This window comes from Paenarthrobacter sp. AB444 (assembly GCF_028736865.1).
Lineage (GTDB): Bacteria > Actinomycetota > Actinomycetes > Actinomycetales > Micrococcaceae > Arthrobacter > Arthrobacter nicotinovorans_B.
The window spans coordinates 137,490-153,529 of record NZ_JAQZBY010000008.1 but is presented as its reverse complement, the minus strand read 5'-3'; the positions used below and the strand labels follow the sequence as shown (position 1 = coordinate 153,529).

Genomic DNA, 16,040 nt, shown 5'->3' with positions numbered 1-16,040 from the left:
GGGTATTAGAGGAGCGTATCGGAGATGATCCGCGCTCCGGGAACAGGTCCGTGAACTGCGACGGCGGTGTGGCCCCGGTGGGTCAGCTCCTCGGCAAGGACACTGGCTGACACGGAGTCCCGAGCGAGCAGCGCGATCGTGGGCCCGGAGCCTGAGACCATGCCCGCCAGGGCACCGCGTGCTTCACCCAGTCCGATGGTGTCGCGAAGCTGCGGCGCCAGGGTGATCGAAGCCCGTTGAAGGTCATTGATGAGTACCCGGCTGAGGGTCTCCGGATCTCCATTGCGCAGGGCCTGGAGAATGGTGGGATCCACGTCCACGGGCTCGGGAACGTCCACGCCCTCAGAGTCGCGCAGCCCATCCAGGGTACGGAACACGTCCGGAGTGGACAGTCCGTAGTCGGCGAACACGAGGACCCAGTCCATCTGGGCTTTTGCCAGCGCGGGCGAGAGTTTGTCGCCCACCCCAAGTCCGACGGCGGTGCCTCCCAGGAGCGAGAACGGCACGTCCGCGCCCAGCTCGGCCGCCAGGTGCGCGAGTTCCTCGCGCGACAGCCCACTGTCCCACAAGGCGTCACAAGCCAGCAGGGTTGCCGCGGCATCGGCCGAACCGCCACCCATGCCGCCGGCGACCGGGACACGCTTGGTGATCTCCAAATGCACACCCGTGGGCTTTTCGGAGACCTCGGCCATGATCGCCGCAGCTTTGTACGCGAGGTTTCGTTCGTCCAACGGGATGTCCACACCGTCCAGGTCCAGCGTGCTGTCCGGACTGATGCTCACCGTGATTCCCGGCGTTTCCGTGCTTGTGGCAGCTACTTCCTCATACAGGGACACCGCCAGGTAGACGCTCGCCACGGAGTGGTAGCCATCGGCCCTGAGCGGTCCAACGCTCAAGGAGACGTTGACTTTGCCCGGCGCTTTGACGCGGACTGTCCGGGCATGGAACCGGTCCCCCGCAAAAGGGAGGATGCCGGGCTTACGGGTTCCCGGATTCATGCGCCCACGGGGTGGCGGGCTTCGGCGATCCTGACATAGGCGGAGATGTCCAGGACTTCGCCGCGTGCTGTGGGGTCGACGCCGGCAGCCAGGAGGCAGCGTTCGGCCTCGGCGGCACTTCCTGCCCAGCCTGCCAAGGCCGCGCGGAGGGTCTTCCTGCGCTGGGCGAAGGCCGCGTCAATGACGGCAAAGACCTGTTCGCGGGTGGCGTGCGTGGCGGGAGGTTCGTGCCGGGTGAACGCGACGAGTCCGGAATGGATTTTCGGCGCCGGCCAGAACACGTTCATGCCGATGACACCGGCCTTGCGCATGTGACCGTACCAGGCCGCTTTGACCGAGGGAACGCCGTAGATCTTGGACCCCGGGGTGGCGGCAAGGCGGTCGGCAACCTCGTCCTGGACCATGACCAGGCCGTGTTGGAGGCTGGGGAAATGCTGGAGCAGGTGCAGGACCACGGGCACGGCCACGTTGTAGGGCAGATTGGCCACCAACGCCGTGGGGGCAACCGGAAGTTCCGTCACTTTCATGGCGTCGGAGAGGACCAGGTGGAAGTTGTCCGTGGCCTCGGGGCGCCAGGAGCGAACCGTCTCGGGCAGCTTTTCGGCCAGGACGGGGTCAATCTCCACCGCTACAACAGTCTTGGCGGCATCCAAGAGCCCCAGGGTCAGGGAGCCCAGTCCAGGCCCTACCTCGAGGACCGTCTCGCCAGCGTCAATGCCGGCCGCCGAGACGATCCTTCGAATGGTGTTGCCATCGATCACAAAGTTCTGCCCCAATGTTTTCGTGGGGCGTACACCGATTTCTTCGGCGAGCCGTCGGATGTCTGTGGCGCCAAGCAAAGGCGCGACGGCGGCGGGTTCGGAATTCGGTTCAGTCACCTAGGTATCGTATCGTCTGTCCGGGATCACGCTGCGTGGGCGCAGCCCCAGTCGCTGAGGCCGTTCTTGGCGTAAAGGCGGTTGGCGATTTCGATCTGCTGGGCCTTCGTGGCCAGGTTGGCCGTGGGAGCGTACGCGCCACCGCCGTTGGCAAGCCAGGTGGGGCCGGAGAACTGGAGACCGCCGTAGTAGCCGTTACCGGTGTTGATGGCCCAGTTTCCACCGGACTCGCACTGGGCGATCCTGTCCCACATGGCTTCGTTCGGGGCACCGGTGGGTCCGCTGGCTACGGGGGCGGCAGCGGCTGCGGGAGTGGCGGCGGGACGGGCCTTGGTGCCTACGCTGATCTTTTCGGCCACAGGCGGGGTGGCTACGTTGCTGGAGACCAGCGTTCGGGATGCTTCGCGGCCGTCGACGAGAACCAGCTTGAATGTCTTGACCAGGGAACCCGCGACGCCTGCCTGTGTGACCTTTTCTTCGCCCTTGAACAGATCGGCGCTTTCAGTCTTGACGCTGTCGAAAGGTACTTCTTCAGTGGCCTCGGCGGTCTTGCTGGTGTCAACGCGGGAAACCTTGATCACCATGTCCTGGATGACCGGGGCGTTACCGGGCTGCGAGAGGCGGTCGTTGGCGCCAACAGTGATACCGGCGTCCTTCAGGACGCTGGCGACGTCGGCCGCCGTCGTGGTGGTGCTGGTGCTCTTGCCGTCGGCTACCACGCTGATGGTCTTGGGGGTCGAGATGGAGACGAAGGAACCCGTGACTTCCAGTGCAGCTTCCTTCGGCTGGGAAACCTGCGAGGAACTTGCCACGCCCAGTTCACTGACCAGGCCTTCGACGTTGGAGGCGGTGGTGTTGACCGTCTTGCGCGCACCGTCCAGTTCGATGGAGACGGCCTTGGCGAGGTTGATGTTCACCACGGAACCGTTGTCGACCCGTGCGTCCAGAGCCGGCGAAACGCGGTCTGCGTCCTTCAACTCGACCTTGGCTGCCCTGACTACTTCATCTACAGTGCCGCCGAAGGTCTGGATGGAGCTCACTTTTCCGTCGACGTTGAGGGTGACGGTCTTGTTGTTGCCGACAAAGGCGACCACACCGACCACCAGCGCTGCAACCACCAGCAACTGGGCACCTACTTTGAGGAAGCTGAACTTGCCATCCGTTGTGAAGAACTTGATCACGATTGCCCATAACTCTCAGACCATCCGGGCACGGGGAAAAGCACAGAAATAATGCCAGCCGCAAAACCGAGGGGCCAGGCAAAACTGCCTGGTCCCACTCTTGCTGCCGGCATCTGCGCCGCCAAAAACATTCAACTGATGGGTACGGAATCAACCGTCCCGGTTGTCCGAAGGCCTTCCCCGACCCCGGCTACTTGTTTAACACAGTAACCGATCTGTTATAAACGGGCCAAGACTTCTGCATACCGGGTATTCATGAGAGGACTGCCTCCACGGGAGAAAAAATCCCGTTTACGCCCAGGAACCGTATGCTTCCAGCGTATTTTCGGCCAAGCGCGAACAGAGTTCGGCCAAGTCATTTTCTGTCACTTCAGCCATGGACCGAACGGTGTACGGAACCATGTAGCTGGCGTTGGGGCGTCCCCGGTGGGGGTGCGGCGTGAGGAACGGCGAGTCCGTTTCCACCAGGATCCGGCCCGGTTCGGCGATGGCCAGGGCAGAACGCAGGTTTCCGGCATTCTTGAACGTCATGGTTCCGGCAAACGACATGTACCAACCGTTGTCGTTGCAGATCCGGGCCAGTTCCTCATCGCCGGAGAAGCAATGGAACACCACGCGTTCGGGGGCACCTTCTTCCCGGAGCACCTGGACCACGTCGTCGTGGGCGTCGCGGTCGTGGATTTGCAGGGTGAGCCCCAGTCGCTTGGCGATGTCAATGTGGCGCCGGAACGAGTAGCGCTGATGCGTCAGGCCTTCCCCGTGGGTGCGGAAAAAATCCAGTCCTGTTTCGCCGATGGCGCGGATCCGCGGGTGGGATGCGAGGTCCTCGATCTCCGCGAGCGCCGACTCCAATTCACCCCGCCCCGCGTACACGGGGGCATCGTTGGGGTGGATTGCCACAGCACCCAGCAGCCGGGGGTCCGCCTCGACGGCCTGGAGGGTGAAACGCGAGGACTCCAAGTCACAACCAACCTGGACGGCGCCTTGCACGCCCACGGCTTCGGCGGAGTCCATGGCGTCCCGCACTGACACCTCAAGCAGACCTTGCCGGAAGTCCAAGTGCGTGTGGTTGTCCATCACCGGCACCGGCAAGGGCTCCGGGGCAGGCGGGTACTCCCGGCGGGGATCCGGCTTTTCTTCGGCGTCCTGTGACGCACGGTACGGGACGGGAGCAAGGGAATTGCACATGCTCCCACCTTAATCGGACTACGGTCCCCCTGTTGTGCCCGATAAATTCCAGTTGGCACATAAATTCCGGAAGCACTATGTCAGGGACGGCCAAACTCTGGGTAGTCTGGAACGGACAAGCGGCCAGCACCGGCGGTGCCGCGGCCAAGGCTGAAGGGCAATCCATGGAGTCCAAGCGACAAGTCACCGTTGAATCCTCGCCCCTCCAGGGCGGGGCATACAGTCCGCTGCCCCGGGACGGCGCGGGACTGAACGGGCACCGGCCGCAGGTCATGGATCAGGACAGGTTCCACGATGCCAGCGAGCGCATCCTGGATTCAATCAACAAAGTCATTGACGGAAAAGCCGATGCCGCCAAGTTGGCGCTGACGGTCCTGCTGGCGCAGGGCCATTTGCTGCTGGAGGATGTGCCGGGCGTCGGGAAGACGTTGCTGGCAAAGACCTTGGCCCGCACCGTGGACTGTACGGTTTCGCGCATCCAGTTCACCCCCGACCTCCTGCCTTCGGATGTCACAGGTGTGTCGATCTACAACCAGTCATCGCGGCAGTTCGAATTCCGTCCGGGAGCCGTGTTCGCCAACATCGTGATCGGCGATGAGATCAACCGGGCTTCGGCCAAAACCCAGTCTGCGCTGCTGGAGTGCATGGAGGAGCGTCAGGTCACCGTGGATGGCCATTCCTACCAGCTGGGCTCGCCGTTCATGGTGGTGGCCACCCAGAATCCGATCGAGATGGAGGGCACCTACCCGTTGCCCGAGGCCCAGCGCGACCGCTTCATGGCCAGGATTTCGATGGGCTATCCCGACAAGGACGCTGAAATCGAGATGCTCGAAACCCATCAGGCCGCCTCTCCCCTGGTCAAGGTGACTCCGGTGGTCACGGCCGGTGATGTCGCTGCCATGATCGCTACGGTCCAGCAGGTCCATGTATCCACCGCCATCAAGGAATATACGGTGGCCATCGGAAGGGCCACCCGCGACAGCGCCCGCCTGCGCCTCGGCGCCAGTCCCCGGTCGCTGCTGCAACTGTTGCGTGCTGCAAAGGCAACAGCGGCCTTGGATGGCCGGGACTTTGTTCTTCCGGATGATGTGGTGGATGTTGCGGAGTCCGTGCTCGCCCACCGGATCATCCTGGATCGGAAGGCGGCCAGTTCCGGCGACACCCCCCAAACCGTCCTCCGCGGAATCCTGGCATCCCTTCCGGTTGCCGAGGAACCGCCCGGCGCGTGGCGCAGGGACCGCCACGCCGTTTAGGAGGCACCGCGATGGCATTCATGGACCGGCTTCCCAAGCACCTGTTCACTACCCGGGGCTGGGGCCTTTTGGCTGCGGGCGCGATTTCCCTGGGCTCTGCCTATGTCATGGGCCGGCGCGATCTGCTCTCCCTGGCGGTCCTGCTGCTCCTGCTCCCCTTGGTGGCCCTTGCCGGCGTCCGTGTCCTCAAACCCAAGTTCCAGGTGTACCGGGAATTCAATCCCTCCACTGTGGAAACCTCCAGCACCACCACCGTCCGCCTCGCTGTTGCGCGGACGAACTATTCCACCGGGCACGTCATCATGGAGGAGCAGCTGCCGCCCCGTTTTGGCGAGCCTCCCGCCTTCCGTTTCCCGGCCCGCTCCGCCTCGGGCGGCACCAGCCGCTATGAGTACCATCTTCGCTCGGGTAAGCGGGGTCAGTTCCGGATCGGTCCGGTCACGGCCGAGTTCAGCGATCCCTTCGGCCTCTCCTTGAGGCGCCATTCGATCGACGACGGCGACCTCCTCACCGTGACGCCGGCCGCCGTCGAACTTCCGGTCACCGGCTTGGCCGGGGCGAGGGGGAACGACGGCGTGACGGCGACGCGGATCCGCGCCAACCCCAGCGACGACGACATCATGACCCGTGAATACCGTCACGGGGACCCCATGCGCCGGGTCCACTGGGCGGCCACGGCACGTCATGGTCAGCTGATGGTTCGCCAGGAAGAGTCCGTGACCACTCCGGAGGCCACCCTCATCCTGGATCAGCGTTTTTCTGCCTTCGCCACCGGTGCGGGGTCTGTCTTTGGCTCCCATGATGAAGATTCGGACCTGTTCACTAGCCCTCACTTTGAGTGGATGGTGACCGCCGCGATGTCCGTTGCGGCGCATCTGTCGGAGCGGAACTATTCCTTGCGGGTCCTTGATTCCTTCGGCGCCCCCGCGTTCCTTCGTTCCCGCTCGGCGCCGGATCCGGACACCGAGGAGTTCTCCGGCGCGGGCGGCCTGCAGGCCATTGCGGAGGGCCTGGCGGCCATCGAGCTCAGCGGGCCCAGGCACGTCAGGGCCGAACATCACCGCACTGACAACCCCGGAGCCGATCACCGTGAGGCCCGTACGGGACAGGCGTTCACCGACGCTCCGGAGTCAGTCTTTGATGACCGCCTCATGGACAAGCTTGCGGCCCACCGTTTGCGTGGACCCCTTCTGGCCTTGCTGGGCGCTGTGACTCCGGCTGAGGCCAGGGCGCTGGCTCCTGCGGCGGCCTATGGGGCCAACGCCTTCGCCCTGGTCATCAGCGACCCGTCGCGAGGCAGTGAGGAGGCGCTGGAGATCCTGCGACGCGCCGGATGGAGGGTAGCCCCCGTGACAGCCAAGTCCCAGCTGGCATCTGCCTGGTCCGCCTTTGACGAAGGTGGGATTGTCGCCGCTGCCGGTGCTGCCATGGACGTCCGTCGTGGAGCGGCGGTGCCGCGATGACCACCACCTCCCACCGCGGCAGCCCGCCACCGAGCCCCGCCGGTGGAGCCCCCCGCCCAGTCCCGCCCGGCGGACAACCCAAGCCGCGTCGTGCCGGCCCCGGGGCCTACCCGTGGATGATGGCCGGTTCCATCTCGGTGGCAGTCCTGGGTGCCGCTTTGTCGCTCAATGGCGTCCTCAGGGGCTGGGCTTGGTTCATGCCATTGATCACCACGGTCCTTGTGGTCTCCGTGACGCTGGCAGCCCTTAGGTCCCTGCGCGCCCAGCCCCTGCTGGCCACCCTGGGGTCCTTTGTGTCCCTGGCGGCCATTCTCAGTTTCACGTTCTGCCGCCAGGAGAGCCTGGCGGGCTTTATCCCGACTCCGGCAACGTTCACCGCCGTCGGCCGCCATATCAAGCGGGCCGCGGAGACCGTCGTCTCCGAGAGTGCGCCAGTCGCGCCGAACGCCGGGATAGTTTTTGTCATGTGCGCCTGCCTTGGACTGCTGGTGATCCTCATCGACGCGTTGGCGGTTCCGCTTTCGATGCCGGCCGCCAGCGGCATCGGCATCCTGGCGATCATGGTGGTTCCGGCAACCATCAAACCGCAAAGCGTGGGGATTGCCGGTTTCCTGGGCGCGGCGGTGGGTTACCTCCTGATCCTCGGATGCAGCCACTGGTTCGCCCCTGATGCCCGGTTGCAGTCGGGAACGGGGCGGGGCCCTGGACAATTCAGGCGCTCGTTGGTCACCGGCGGGCTGGCTCTGGCGCTGACCATGGTTGTGCCCCTCGCCATCCCCGGATTCGAAACGGGCACGTTCCCCCAAGGTTCACGGCTCAGTCCCTGGGGCACCGCCAACGGGCTCAATCCGATGATCACCCTGGGCAACAGTCTCCGCAGCCCGACAGGGTCCGGCCGGATCACCTATGCGACAAGCGCCACGACGCCTCTGTACCTGAGATCCGTCACGATCGACAACTTCGACGGCGAAACCTGGGCACCCAATGACCGTGTGGCTGAACGCCGTGCGGGGGCGGACAGGATTGAGACCGGTTACGCGGTCCAAGGCCAGGTGGTCAATGCCGTGACCTCCGTCAATGCCGGCCTGTTCACCAGTCCCTACCTCCCGGCCCCGTTCGCCCCGGCATCGGTCAATGGCCTCAACGGACGGTGGACCTGGGATCCAAACACGCTGAGCATCATGAGCACGGAGACCACAACGCGGGCGCAACGCTACGTGGTCTTCTCAGCCGCGCCGAAGGTCACCGCAGCAGCCCTGTCGCAAGCCACGGCACCGCCGCGATCCATCTCCGACGACTTCCTGAGGATCCCCGCCAACCTGCCCGACATCGTGCGTCAAACCGCGGATTCGGTCACGGCGCCGGCAGGAAACAACAATTACGCCAAAGCGTTGGCCATCCAGAAGTACCTGCGTTCGGGCGCCTTCACCTATTCCTTGCAGGCTCCCGTGCAGAACGGCTACGACGGAAACGGCCTCTCTGTCCTGGCCGATTTCCTGGCGGTCAAGAGCGGCTACTGCGTGCACTTCTCCTCAGCCATGGCGGTCATGGCACGGGCCGAAGGCATTCCGAGCCGCATCGCTGTCGGCTACGCGCCCGGGCGCCTGACCGGTGAATCGGTTGCATTGGTGGGGCAGGGCTCGTTCCCCGAGTACGAGGTCGATGCCCGGGACGCACACGCCTGGCCGGAACTCTACTTCGAAGGCCTCGGCTGGGTCCCGTTTGAACCTACCCCGTCCCGTGGCGTTGTCCCCGAATACGCCGCGGAAAACTCCGTCACGGGCAACCTCAGCACCAACACCGACGAGAAGGAACCCCTGACCACCCCCGCCCCGGTGGCTACGGCCCCGCTCCCCGTCCCCGATGCCGGGGCACCGGCAGCCGGCCCGCGCAACGTCAACCCCCTCCCTGTGATCGGTGCCGTCACGGCCGGTGTGGTGCTCCTGCTCGGCTTCCTGGGCTCCCCCAGGCTCAGCAGGACCGTTCTCAGGCGACGGCGGCTGAACAGCAAACCCCGGGACAACACGGGTGAACTGCCGCCAGGGTACAAGGACCCCGGACCGGACTTGGCGTGGGCCGAGCTGCAGGACCTTGCCACCGACTACGGCATATCCTCGACGCCCAGCGAGACACCCCGGCACTTCTCCGCGAGGCTCCGTTCCAGTGCGGCCTTGGGAGAGTCGGGAGGACTCGACGACGCCGCTCACACCGCAGTCGCGTCCCTCACCGCGGACTACGAGCGGCTTCGTTATGGCCGCCTTGCGGTGGCGGCCGCGCCTGCGTCGCCCCGCATCGCCGTCGTGCGTGAGTCGTTACGGAACAATGCACGCTGGTTGGTTCGATTCCGCGCCGACTGGCTTCCGCCGTCGATGATGCGCCGCTGGGGCCGGGCCTTGGGTGCGCCGTTCAGGGCGGTGGGCAGGCTGGGCAAAGGCTTGGCATGGGCGGTTGTCCGTGGCTGGCGCTCCCTGCGCGAGGTTCTCCCCCAACGTCGCTAAAGCCCAGCGTCGCTGAGGCTCCAACGGCGCATGAGCGCCAAGGGCACACTAGCACCAACGGCACAGGGCCCGGCCGGAACTTGTGGTTCCTGGCCGGGCCCTGGGTGTCAACCGTTCTTGTTGCGAGAGCGGCCGACGGGATCCTTCGCAGCCTAGTCGGCGTACGGGTCCGCGATACCTACGTACTGGGTGTAGAGGTACTCTTCGATGCCTTCTGAACCGCCTTCGCGGCCGAGACCGGACTGCTTGACGCCACCGAACGGAGCGGCGGCGTTGGAGATGACGCCGGCGTTCAGGCCCAACATGCCGGTCTCGATCCTTTCGCTGATGCGCAGGCCGCGGTTCAGGTCCTTGGTGAAGACGTAGGCCACCAGACCGTACTCGGTGTTGTTGGCCAGGCGAACGGCGTCATCTTCGGAGGAGAAAGTGATGATCGGGGCTACAGGTCCGAAGATCTCCTCCTTGAGGATGCGGGCGTCCTCGGCAACGTTCTTCAGCACGGTGGGCTTGTAGAAGTAACCGGGACCGTCGACGGCGGCACCACCGGTGACTGCCTCAGCGCCACCTTCAACGGCCTCGCTGACCAGGGCGTGGACGCCGTCGCGTGCTTTGCCGTCGATCAGCGGGCCGACCTTGGACTCGGGCTCGGTGCCGCGGGCGGTGGTGAGCGAACCGATCTTGGCGGCGAACTTCTCAGCGAAGGCGTCAGCAATGGACTCGTGCACAATGAAGCGGTTGGCAGCCGTGCAGGCCTCACCCATGTTGCGCATCTTGGCAGCGAGGGCGCCTTCAACAGCCTTGTCCAGGTCGGCGTCTTCGAACACGACGAAGGGCGCGTTGCCGCCCAGTTCCATGGACGTGCGCAGGACCTTGTCCGCAGCTTCACGGATGAGGGCCTGGCCCACCGGAGTGGAGCCGGTGAAGGAGATCTTGCGGAGGCGGTCGTCCTTGATCAACGGGCCGGTAACCGCGCCGGCCGTGGAAGTCTGGATGACGTTCAGGACACCCGCGGGAAGGCCGGCTTCCTGCATGACCTGCGCGAAGAGCAGGCTGGTCAGCGGGGTGAGGTTGGCAGGCTTGAGGACCATGGTGCAACCAGCGGCCACAGCCGGGGCAACCTTACGGGTGGCCATGGCCAGCGGGAAGTTCCACGGGGTGATCAGCAGGCAGGGGCCAACCGGCTTCTTCTGGACGAGCAGGCGGTTCTTGCCATCCGGGGCAGCGGAGTAGCGGCCGGATACGCGGACAGCTTCTTCCGAGAACCAGCGCAGGAACTCAGCACCGTAGGTCACTTCACCGCGGGCTTCGGCCAGCGGCTTGCCCATTTCCAGGGTCATGAGGAGGGCGAAGTCCTCGGCACGTTCGGTAACAAGCTCGAAGGCGCGGCGCAGGATTTCACCGCGTTCGCGCGGGGCCGTGCGGGCCCAGTCGGCCTGTGCGGCAGCGGCGGCGTCGAGGGCGGCGGCGCCGTCCTCCGCACCGGCGTCGGAGATGCTGAGCAGGACCTTGCCCGTGGCGGGGTCCTCTACATCAAAGGTCTTACCCGACCCAGCCGGGCGCCACTGACCGTTGATCAGCAGGCCGGTGGGAACGGAAGCCAGCAGTTCGCTTTCGCGTTCAACCGTGACAGTCATGGCGACTCCTTCGTCTTGGGTGCTTTGGAGATTTGCACCACGGGGGTTCCTTGCCGGAAGTGGCTTGAATTACTGCCACGGTACTGCCCCGCCGGAAGGAGTGTCTACGCCTTCACGCACTGCCATACAGACGCCATTTTGTGCAGCTGCACAGCTTTGTCAGCGGGCTGCCAACACCGCTGAGTACAGCTCCCGCTTGCTGACGCGTGCGTCCTCGGCAACGGCCGCCACGGCCTCCTTCAAGCGGATGCCCTGGGAAACGAGCTCGTTCACTGCGGCAACGTGGTCCTCGGGTTTGCCGGGCTCCTGTTCAGGCGCACCAGCCACGACCACGGCGATCTCACCGCGGACCTCATTGTTCTCTGCCCATTCCAGAAGCTCACGCAGGGTGCCCCGGATGACTTCCTCGTAGGTCTTGGTGAGCTCCCGGCACACGGCCACCCGACGGTCCGCTCCGAAGCGCTCGTGCAGTGCACGCAGCATGACTTCGAGCCGGTGCGGAGCCTCGAAGAAGACCATGGTCCGGCGTTCATCAGCAAGATCGGCCAGGCGGGAATTCCGGTCTCCGGACTTCCGCGGCAGGAAGCCTTCGAAGCAGAAGCGGTCCGTCGGCAGGCCTGACAGGGCGAGCGCGGTCAAGACAGCGGACGGACCGGGAACCGCGGTGACGGTCAATCCGGCCTCCACAGCACCCTCCACCAGACGGAAACCCGGGTCCGAGACTGCCGGCATACCGGCGTCGCTGACCATGAGAATGGTCTTCCCGGCGCGCACATGATCCAGCAGCTCAGCGGTCTTGGTGGCCTCGTTGTGTTCGTGGTAGCTGATGACCCGGCCCGAGACTTCCACGCCCAGGGACTGGACCAGCCGGTGCAGGCGGCGGGTATCTTCCGCCGCGATGATGTCCGAGGTTCCCAGGAGCTCAATCAACCGTGAGGACGCATCGCCGACGTTGCCTATGGGCGTGGCGGCAAGGACGATTCGGCCAACTCCAGGGGCGAACCCGTTGGGAACCGCAGGCTTCCCCGGTTCACGGGATTCGTTGTCCAACGGGGTTTCAACGGGGGTGCTTCGCTCTTCGTCCACCTGCCAAGCCTACTGCCCACGCCGGGCGAAACAGCAGTTCAGCTTTGCGCCAAGGATCGACAGGTAGCATGGGCGGGTGAACCAGTCACCCGTATCCGACACCGCATCCGGGAGTCCCGCAACGCCGGACCTGCCGGGCGTGGTGGGCCACCGCCCTGACGGGACAATTTCACGGGATCCGGTAAGGAAACTGATTGCTTGGCAACCTCCGGGAACAGTCCGCGACGGGAAGAAGAAGCCAGGGGCTGGTCGAGGTCTCGAGGGGCACCGCTGGATTGAGCGCCCCGCTGAGGCATTCAGCGTCGAAGCGTTGAAGCAGCGCCTCATCGGCGGTATCCAGAGCTGGCGCGATTACCCGGCATCGTTGAGGCTGTGGTTCTGGCTGATTCCCACGATCAGCGCGGTCCTTGCCGGCATCCTCCGGTTCTTCCGGCTTGACGTCCCTCACAGCCTGGTTTTCGACGAAACGTACTACGTCAAGGATGCATACTCCTATCTGGTGAGCGGCTATGAGCGTAGCTGGCCGGCCAATGCCAACGACTCCTTCAACGCCGGCAACCCCGACATCCTGCTGAACACCCCCGAGTACGTCGTCCATCCACCGGTTGGCAAGTGGATGATCGCCTTCGGCATGTGGCTTTTCGGCGCCGACAACCCTTTCGGCTGGCGGTTTGGAGCAGCCCTCACCGGCACGCTCACGGTCTTCCTGGTTTCGCTCATTGCCCTGAAGCTGTTCCGCTCCCACACTCTTGGGGCCGTTGCGGGTCTGCTGCTCGCCGTTGACGGGCATCATCTGGTCCTTTCACGGACGTCGCTGCTTGATATCTTTCTCGCGTTCTGGCTCTTCGCCGCTTTTGGCGCCCTTCTGATGGACCGCGACGACGGCCGCCGTCGTCTGGCCTCCCGTCTCGCCGCGCAAGCGGCTGCTTCGCCCGGCAACCGGCCGCTGGCGAGCCAACTGGTGGCCGGCCCCTGGTTGGGAATGAGGTGGTGGCGCCTTGTTGCCGGCATCTGCCTCGGGCTCGCCGTGGGAACCAAATGGTCTGCGTTGTCCTTCGTGGCGGTTTTTGGAGTCATGACCGTGCTCTGGGACCTGAACGCCCGCCGGATCGCGGGTATCAGGAATTGGTTCAGTGCCGGTGTCATCAAAGACGGCATCCCTGCGTTCTTCACCATCATTCCTGTCATGGTGGTCACCTATACCGCGACCTGGACAGGCTGGTTCCTGTCGAAGGACGCCTATTACCGCCAGTGGGCTGTCACCAACCCGGCGCCGGGCTGGGATTGGTTACCCAATTCCGTGCGCTCCCTGGCGCACTATCACCTGGAGGCGTACAAGTTCCACCAGGGGCTCAGCGCCGAACATCCCTATCAATCCAGTCCATGGACCTGGCTCGTCATGGGCCGCCCCACGTCCTTCTATTACCAGTCACCCAAGCAGGGAACCGCGGGCTGCCTCGTGGAAACCTGCTCCTCGGCGATCCTGCCAGTGGGAAATCCCGTGGTCTGGTGGGGTGGAACAATCGCCTTGGTCATCTTGCTGTTCTGGTGGGCGGGACGCCGCGATTGGCGGGCCGGAGCCATCCTCGCCGGGGTCGCCGCCGGATATCTGCCGTGGTTCATGTACCCCGAACGCACCATGTTCATCTTCTACGCGGTCTCGTTCGAACCGTTCCTGGTCCTTGCCCTGACGTACGTTTTGGGCTTGGTGCTCGGGCGCAGCACCGATCCCCCCTGGCGTAAACGCACCGGGCTGTATGTGGTGGCAGGTGTCGTGGTTCTGGCCGTCATTGCCACGGCCTTCTTCTATCCGGTGCTGACGGCGGAAGTCATCAGCTACCAGGAATGGCGAATGAGGATGTGGATGCCGTCGTGGATCTAGGAGGCAAGCAGTGAGGGAAGCCAGCACGGAGCTCCTGGTCGAGGCCGACGAGGACAGCAATGTGACGGACCTGCTTCTGGAGCGGTGCGCCAAGGATCCGTTCGGCGTCCTGTACGCGCACAACACAGCCAACGGCTGGCTCAACGTTTCAGCCGCGCGGTTCCTCGCGGACGTCACCGCGTTGGCCAAGGGACTCATCGCCGGCGGACTCAACCCTGGTGACCCCGTGGCGGTTTTGTCGCATTCGAGCTTCGAGTGGACCCTGGTGGACTTCGCAATCTGGATGGCTGGCGGCGTCACAGTGCCCATCTACGAGACGTCGTCCGCAGGCCAGATCGAATGGATCCTGGCCGATTCCGGAGCCCGGCGCATCTTTGTGGAGGACGCCGCGAAGGCCCAACTGGTTCATTCCGTAGTGGACCAGTCCGCGCTCCTCGGCGAGGACCCCATCGCCATCATCCGGATGGAACACGACGGCGACGCCCCCAACCTCACCAGCGTGTCCGCCGTCGGGATCGGCGTCATGGATGCAGAACTGGAGCGTCAGCGCAGCGCAGCAAAGCTGGCCGATGTCGCCTCCATCGTTTACACCTCAGGAACCACGGGCAAGCCAAAAGGTTGCGAAATCACCCACGGAAATTTCGTGCTGGTGGCCCGGAACGTTATCCCGTTCCTGCCGGAGCTCCTGATGCAACCGGGAGCAAGGACCTTGATGTTCCTCCCACTGGCACACGTCCTCGCCAGGGCCGTCCAGGTAGTGTGCCTCACCGCTGGCATCACCCTGGGTCACAGCGCCGGAGCCAGCGGGTTGATGGCAGACCTCGGATCCTTCAAGCCGACGTTCCTGCTGGCTGTCCCAAGGATCTTCGAAAAGGTCTACGCCGGAGCCAGCCACAAGGCCGCCATGTCCGGAAAAGCCGGCCTTTTCGCGGCGGCGTCCGCAACCGCCGTCGAATATTCGACGGCGGTTGACCTCGCCTCGCGCGGGCAAGGCGCGGGCCCGGGTTGGCTGCTGCGAACCAAGCACAGCGCGTTCAACAAGCTCCTCTATCCCAAGGTGAGGGAGATTTTCGGTGGCAACGTAGGCTTCACGGTCTCTGGAGCCAGCCCCCTGAGCCTGCGGGACAACCACTTCTTCCACGGCGCTGGTGTCCCCGTTCTGGAAGGCTACGGACTGACTGAAACCACCGCCCCCTGCACGGTGAACACGCCCAGCATGTCGCGCATCGGTACCGTGGGCATCCCCTTGCCGGGAACCACCATCCGGGTGGCCGAGGACGGCGAGGTGTTGGTCAAGGGCATCGGGGTGTTCAAGGGCTACCACGGCAACGAGGAAGCCACTGACGATGCCTTTGTGGGTGGCTTCTTCCGGACCGGAGACCTGGGTGAGCTGGACGCTGACGGTTTCCTGACCATCACCGGCCGCAAGAAGGATCTCCTGGTGACTGCCGGTGGCAAAAACGTGGCCCCCGCTCCTTTGGAAGAGAAGCTGCGCGAACACCCCCTGGTGGGCCAGGCTGTGGTCGTGGGAGATGGGCGAGCCTTCGTGGCGGCCTTGATCAGTCTGGACCCTGAGGGCCTCGCGGATTGGTGCACCGAGAACAAATACAGTGCCCTCAGCCTTGAAGAAGCAGCCCACGACGAGCGTGTGAGGGCGGCCGTGCAGTCTGCTGTGGACGAGGCGAACAAGCTCGTCTCGGCGGCTGAGTCCATCAGGAAGTTCGCCTTCATCACGGCAGAGCTCAGCGTCGAGTCCGGGCACCTGACGCCGTCACTGAAGCTCAAGCGGTCGGCCGTGGTTGCAGACTTTTCCTCGACTGTGGAGAAGCTCTACGCGAAGTAGCACCACCTAGACGTCGGTCTCCGAGCACCTAGTTTGTCGTTTTCACCACCTATTTTTCTCCGAGTCAGCACCTAATTGGATCCAAAGCTCCCTGAGTGCCGTTGTTGTACCCGTAGCGTTTCTTCACGAAGCAAAC

At 64.5% G+C, this 16,040-nt stretch carries 11 protein-coding genes; 5 read left to right on the top strand and 6 right to left on the bottom strand.

The annotated features are described in order from the left end of the window. Positions 1–5: 5 nt before the first annotated feature. From PQ627_RS11855 to PQ627_RS11840, 4 genes are all read right to left on the bottom strand, one after another. The gene (locus PQ627_RS11855) at positions 6–998 is read right to left on the bottom strand and encodes a 4-(cytidine 5'-diphospho)-2-C-methyl-D-erythritol kinase (RefSeq protein ID WP_144661942.1); all 993 of its coding nucleotides are present in this window, start codon (positions 996–998) and stop codon (positions 6–8) included. Next, complete coding sequence (gene rsmA, locus PQ627_RS11850) at positions 995–1,876, bottom strand: 16S rRNA (adenine(1518)-N(6)/adenine(1519)-N(6))-dimethyltransferase RsmA (RefSeq protein WP_274261200.1); 882 nt, start codon at positions 1,874–1,876, stop codon at positions 995–997. Before rsmA ends, PQ627_RS11855 begins: the two co-directional genes overlap by 4 nt. 26 nt (positions 1,877–1,902) lie before the next feature. Further along, on the bottom strand, positions 1,903–3,057 hold the full coding sequence (locus tag PQ627_RS11845) for a resuscitation-promoting factor (protein WP_274261198.1): 1,155 nt from the start codon (positions 3,055–3,057) through the stop codon (positions 1,903–1,905). Positions 3,058–3,348: 291 nt separating this feature from the next. Next, positions 3,349–4,245: a TatD family hydrolase gene (locus PQ627_RS11840; protein ID WP_274261196.1), complete on the bottom strand. Its 897-nt coding sequence runs from the start codon at positions 4,243–4,245 to the stop codon at positions 3,349–3,351. 164 nt (positions 4,246–4,409) lie between these two features. On the opposite strand from PQ627_RS11840, the gene PQ627_RS11835 reads away from it, so the two are divergent. Genes PQ627_RS11835 through PQ627_RS11825 form a run of 3 tightly spaced genes read left to right on the top strand, consistent with a single transcriptional unit; the run spans position 4,410 to position 9,459 of the window. Beyond that, positions 4,410–5,498: an AAA family ATPase gene (locus PQ627_RS11835; RefSeq protein WP_274261287.1), complete on the top strand. Its 1,089-nt coding sequence runs from the start codon at positions 4,410–4,412 to the stop codon at positions 5,496–5,498. Between the two features lie 11 nt (positions 5,499–5,509). Further along, the gene (locus PQ627_RS11830; RefSeq protein WP_274261194.1) at positions 5,510–6,961 is read left to right on the top strand and encodes a DUF58 domain-containing protein; all 1,452 of its coding nucleotides are present in this window, start codon (positions 5,510–5,512) and stop codon (positions 6,959–6,961) included. After that, positions 6,958–9,459, top strand: a complete 2,502-nt coding sequence (locus PQ627_RS11825) for a transglutaminase TgpA family protein (protein WP_274261192.1) — start codon at positions 6,958–6,960, stop codon at positions 9,457–9,459. The genes PQ627_RS11830 and PQ627_RS11825 overlap by 4 nt, the downstream gene beginning before the upstream one ends. Before the next feature lie 152 nt (positions 9,460–9,611). On the opposite strand, the gene PQ627_RS11820 is transcribed toward PQ627_RS11825, so the two are convergent. Continuing rightward, complete coding sequence (locus PQ627_RS11820) at positions 9,612–11,093, bottom strand: NAD-dependent succinate-semialdehyde dehydrogenase (RefSeq protein WP_144661936.1); 1,482 nt, start codon at positions 11,091–11,093, stop codon at positions 9,612–9,614. Positions 11,094–11,252: 159 nt separating this feature from the next. Continuing rightward, the gene (rsmI, locus tag PQ627_RS11815) at positions 11,253–12,143 is read right to left on the bottom strand and encodes a 16S rRNA (cytidine(1402)-2'-O)-methyltransferase (protein WP_400420984.1); all 891 of its coding nucleotides are present in this window, start codon (positions 12,141–12,143) and stop codon (positions 11,253–11,255) included. 226 nt (positions 12,144–12,369) lie between these two features. Between rsmI and PQ627_RS11810 the strand changes: the two genes are divergently transcribed. Both PQ627_RS11810 and PQ627_RS11805 read left to right on the top strand, forming a co-directional pair. Then, positions 12,370–14,061 (top strand): dolichyl-phosphate-mannose--protein mannosyltransferase, encoded by a 1,692-nt coding sequence (locus tag PQ627_RS11810; protein WP_400420986.1) that lies wholly within the window; start codon positions 12,370–12,372, stop codon positions 14,059–14,061. 10 nt (positions 14,062–14,071) lie between these two features. Next, a complete protein-coding gene (locus PQ627_RS11805) occupies positions 14,072–15,904 on the top strand; it encodes an AMP-dependent synthetase/ligase (protein ID WP_274261185.1) in 1,833 nt (610 codons plus the stop codon). The last annotated feature ends 136 nt before the right edge of the window (positions 15,905–16,040 follow it).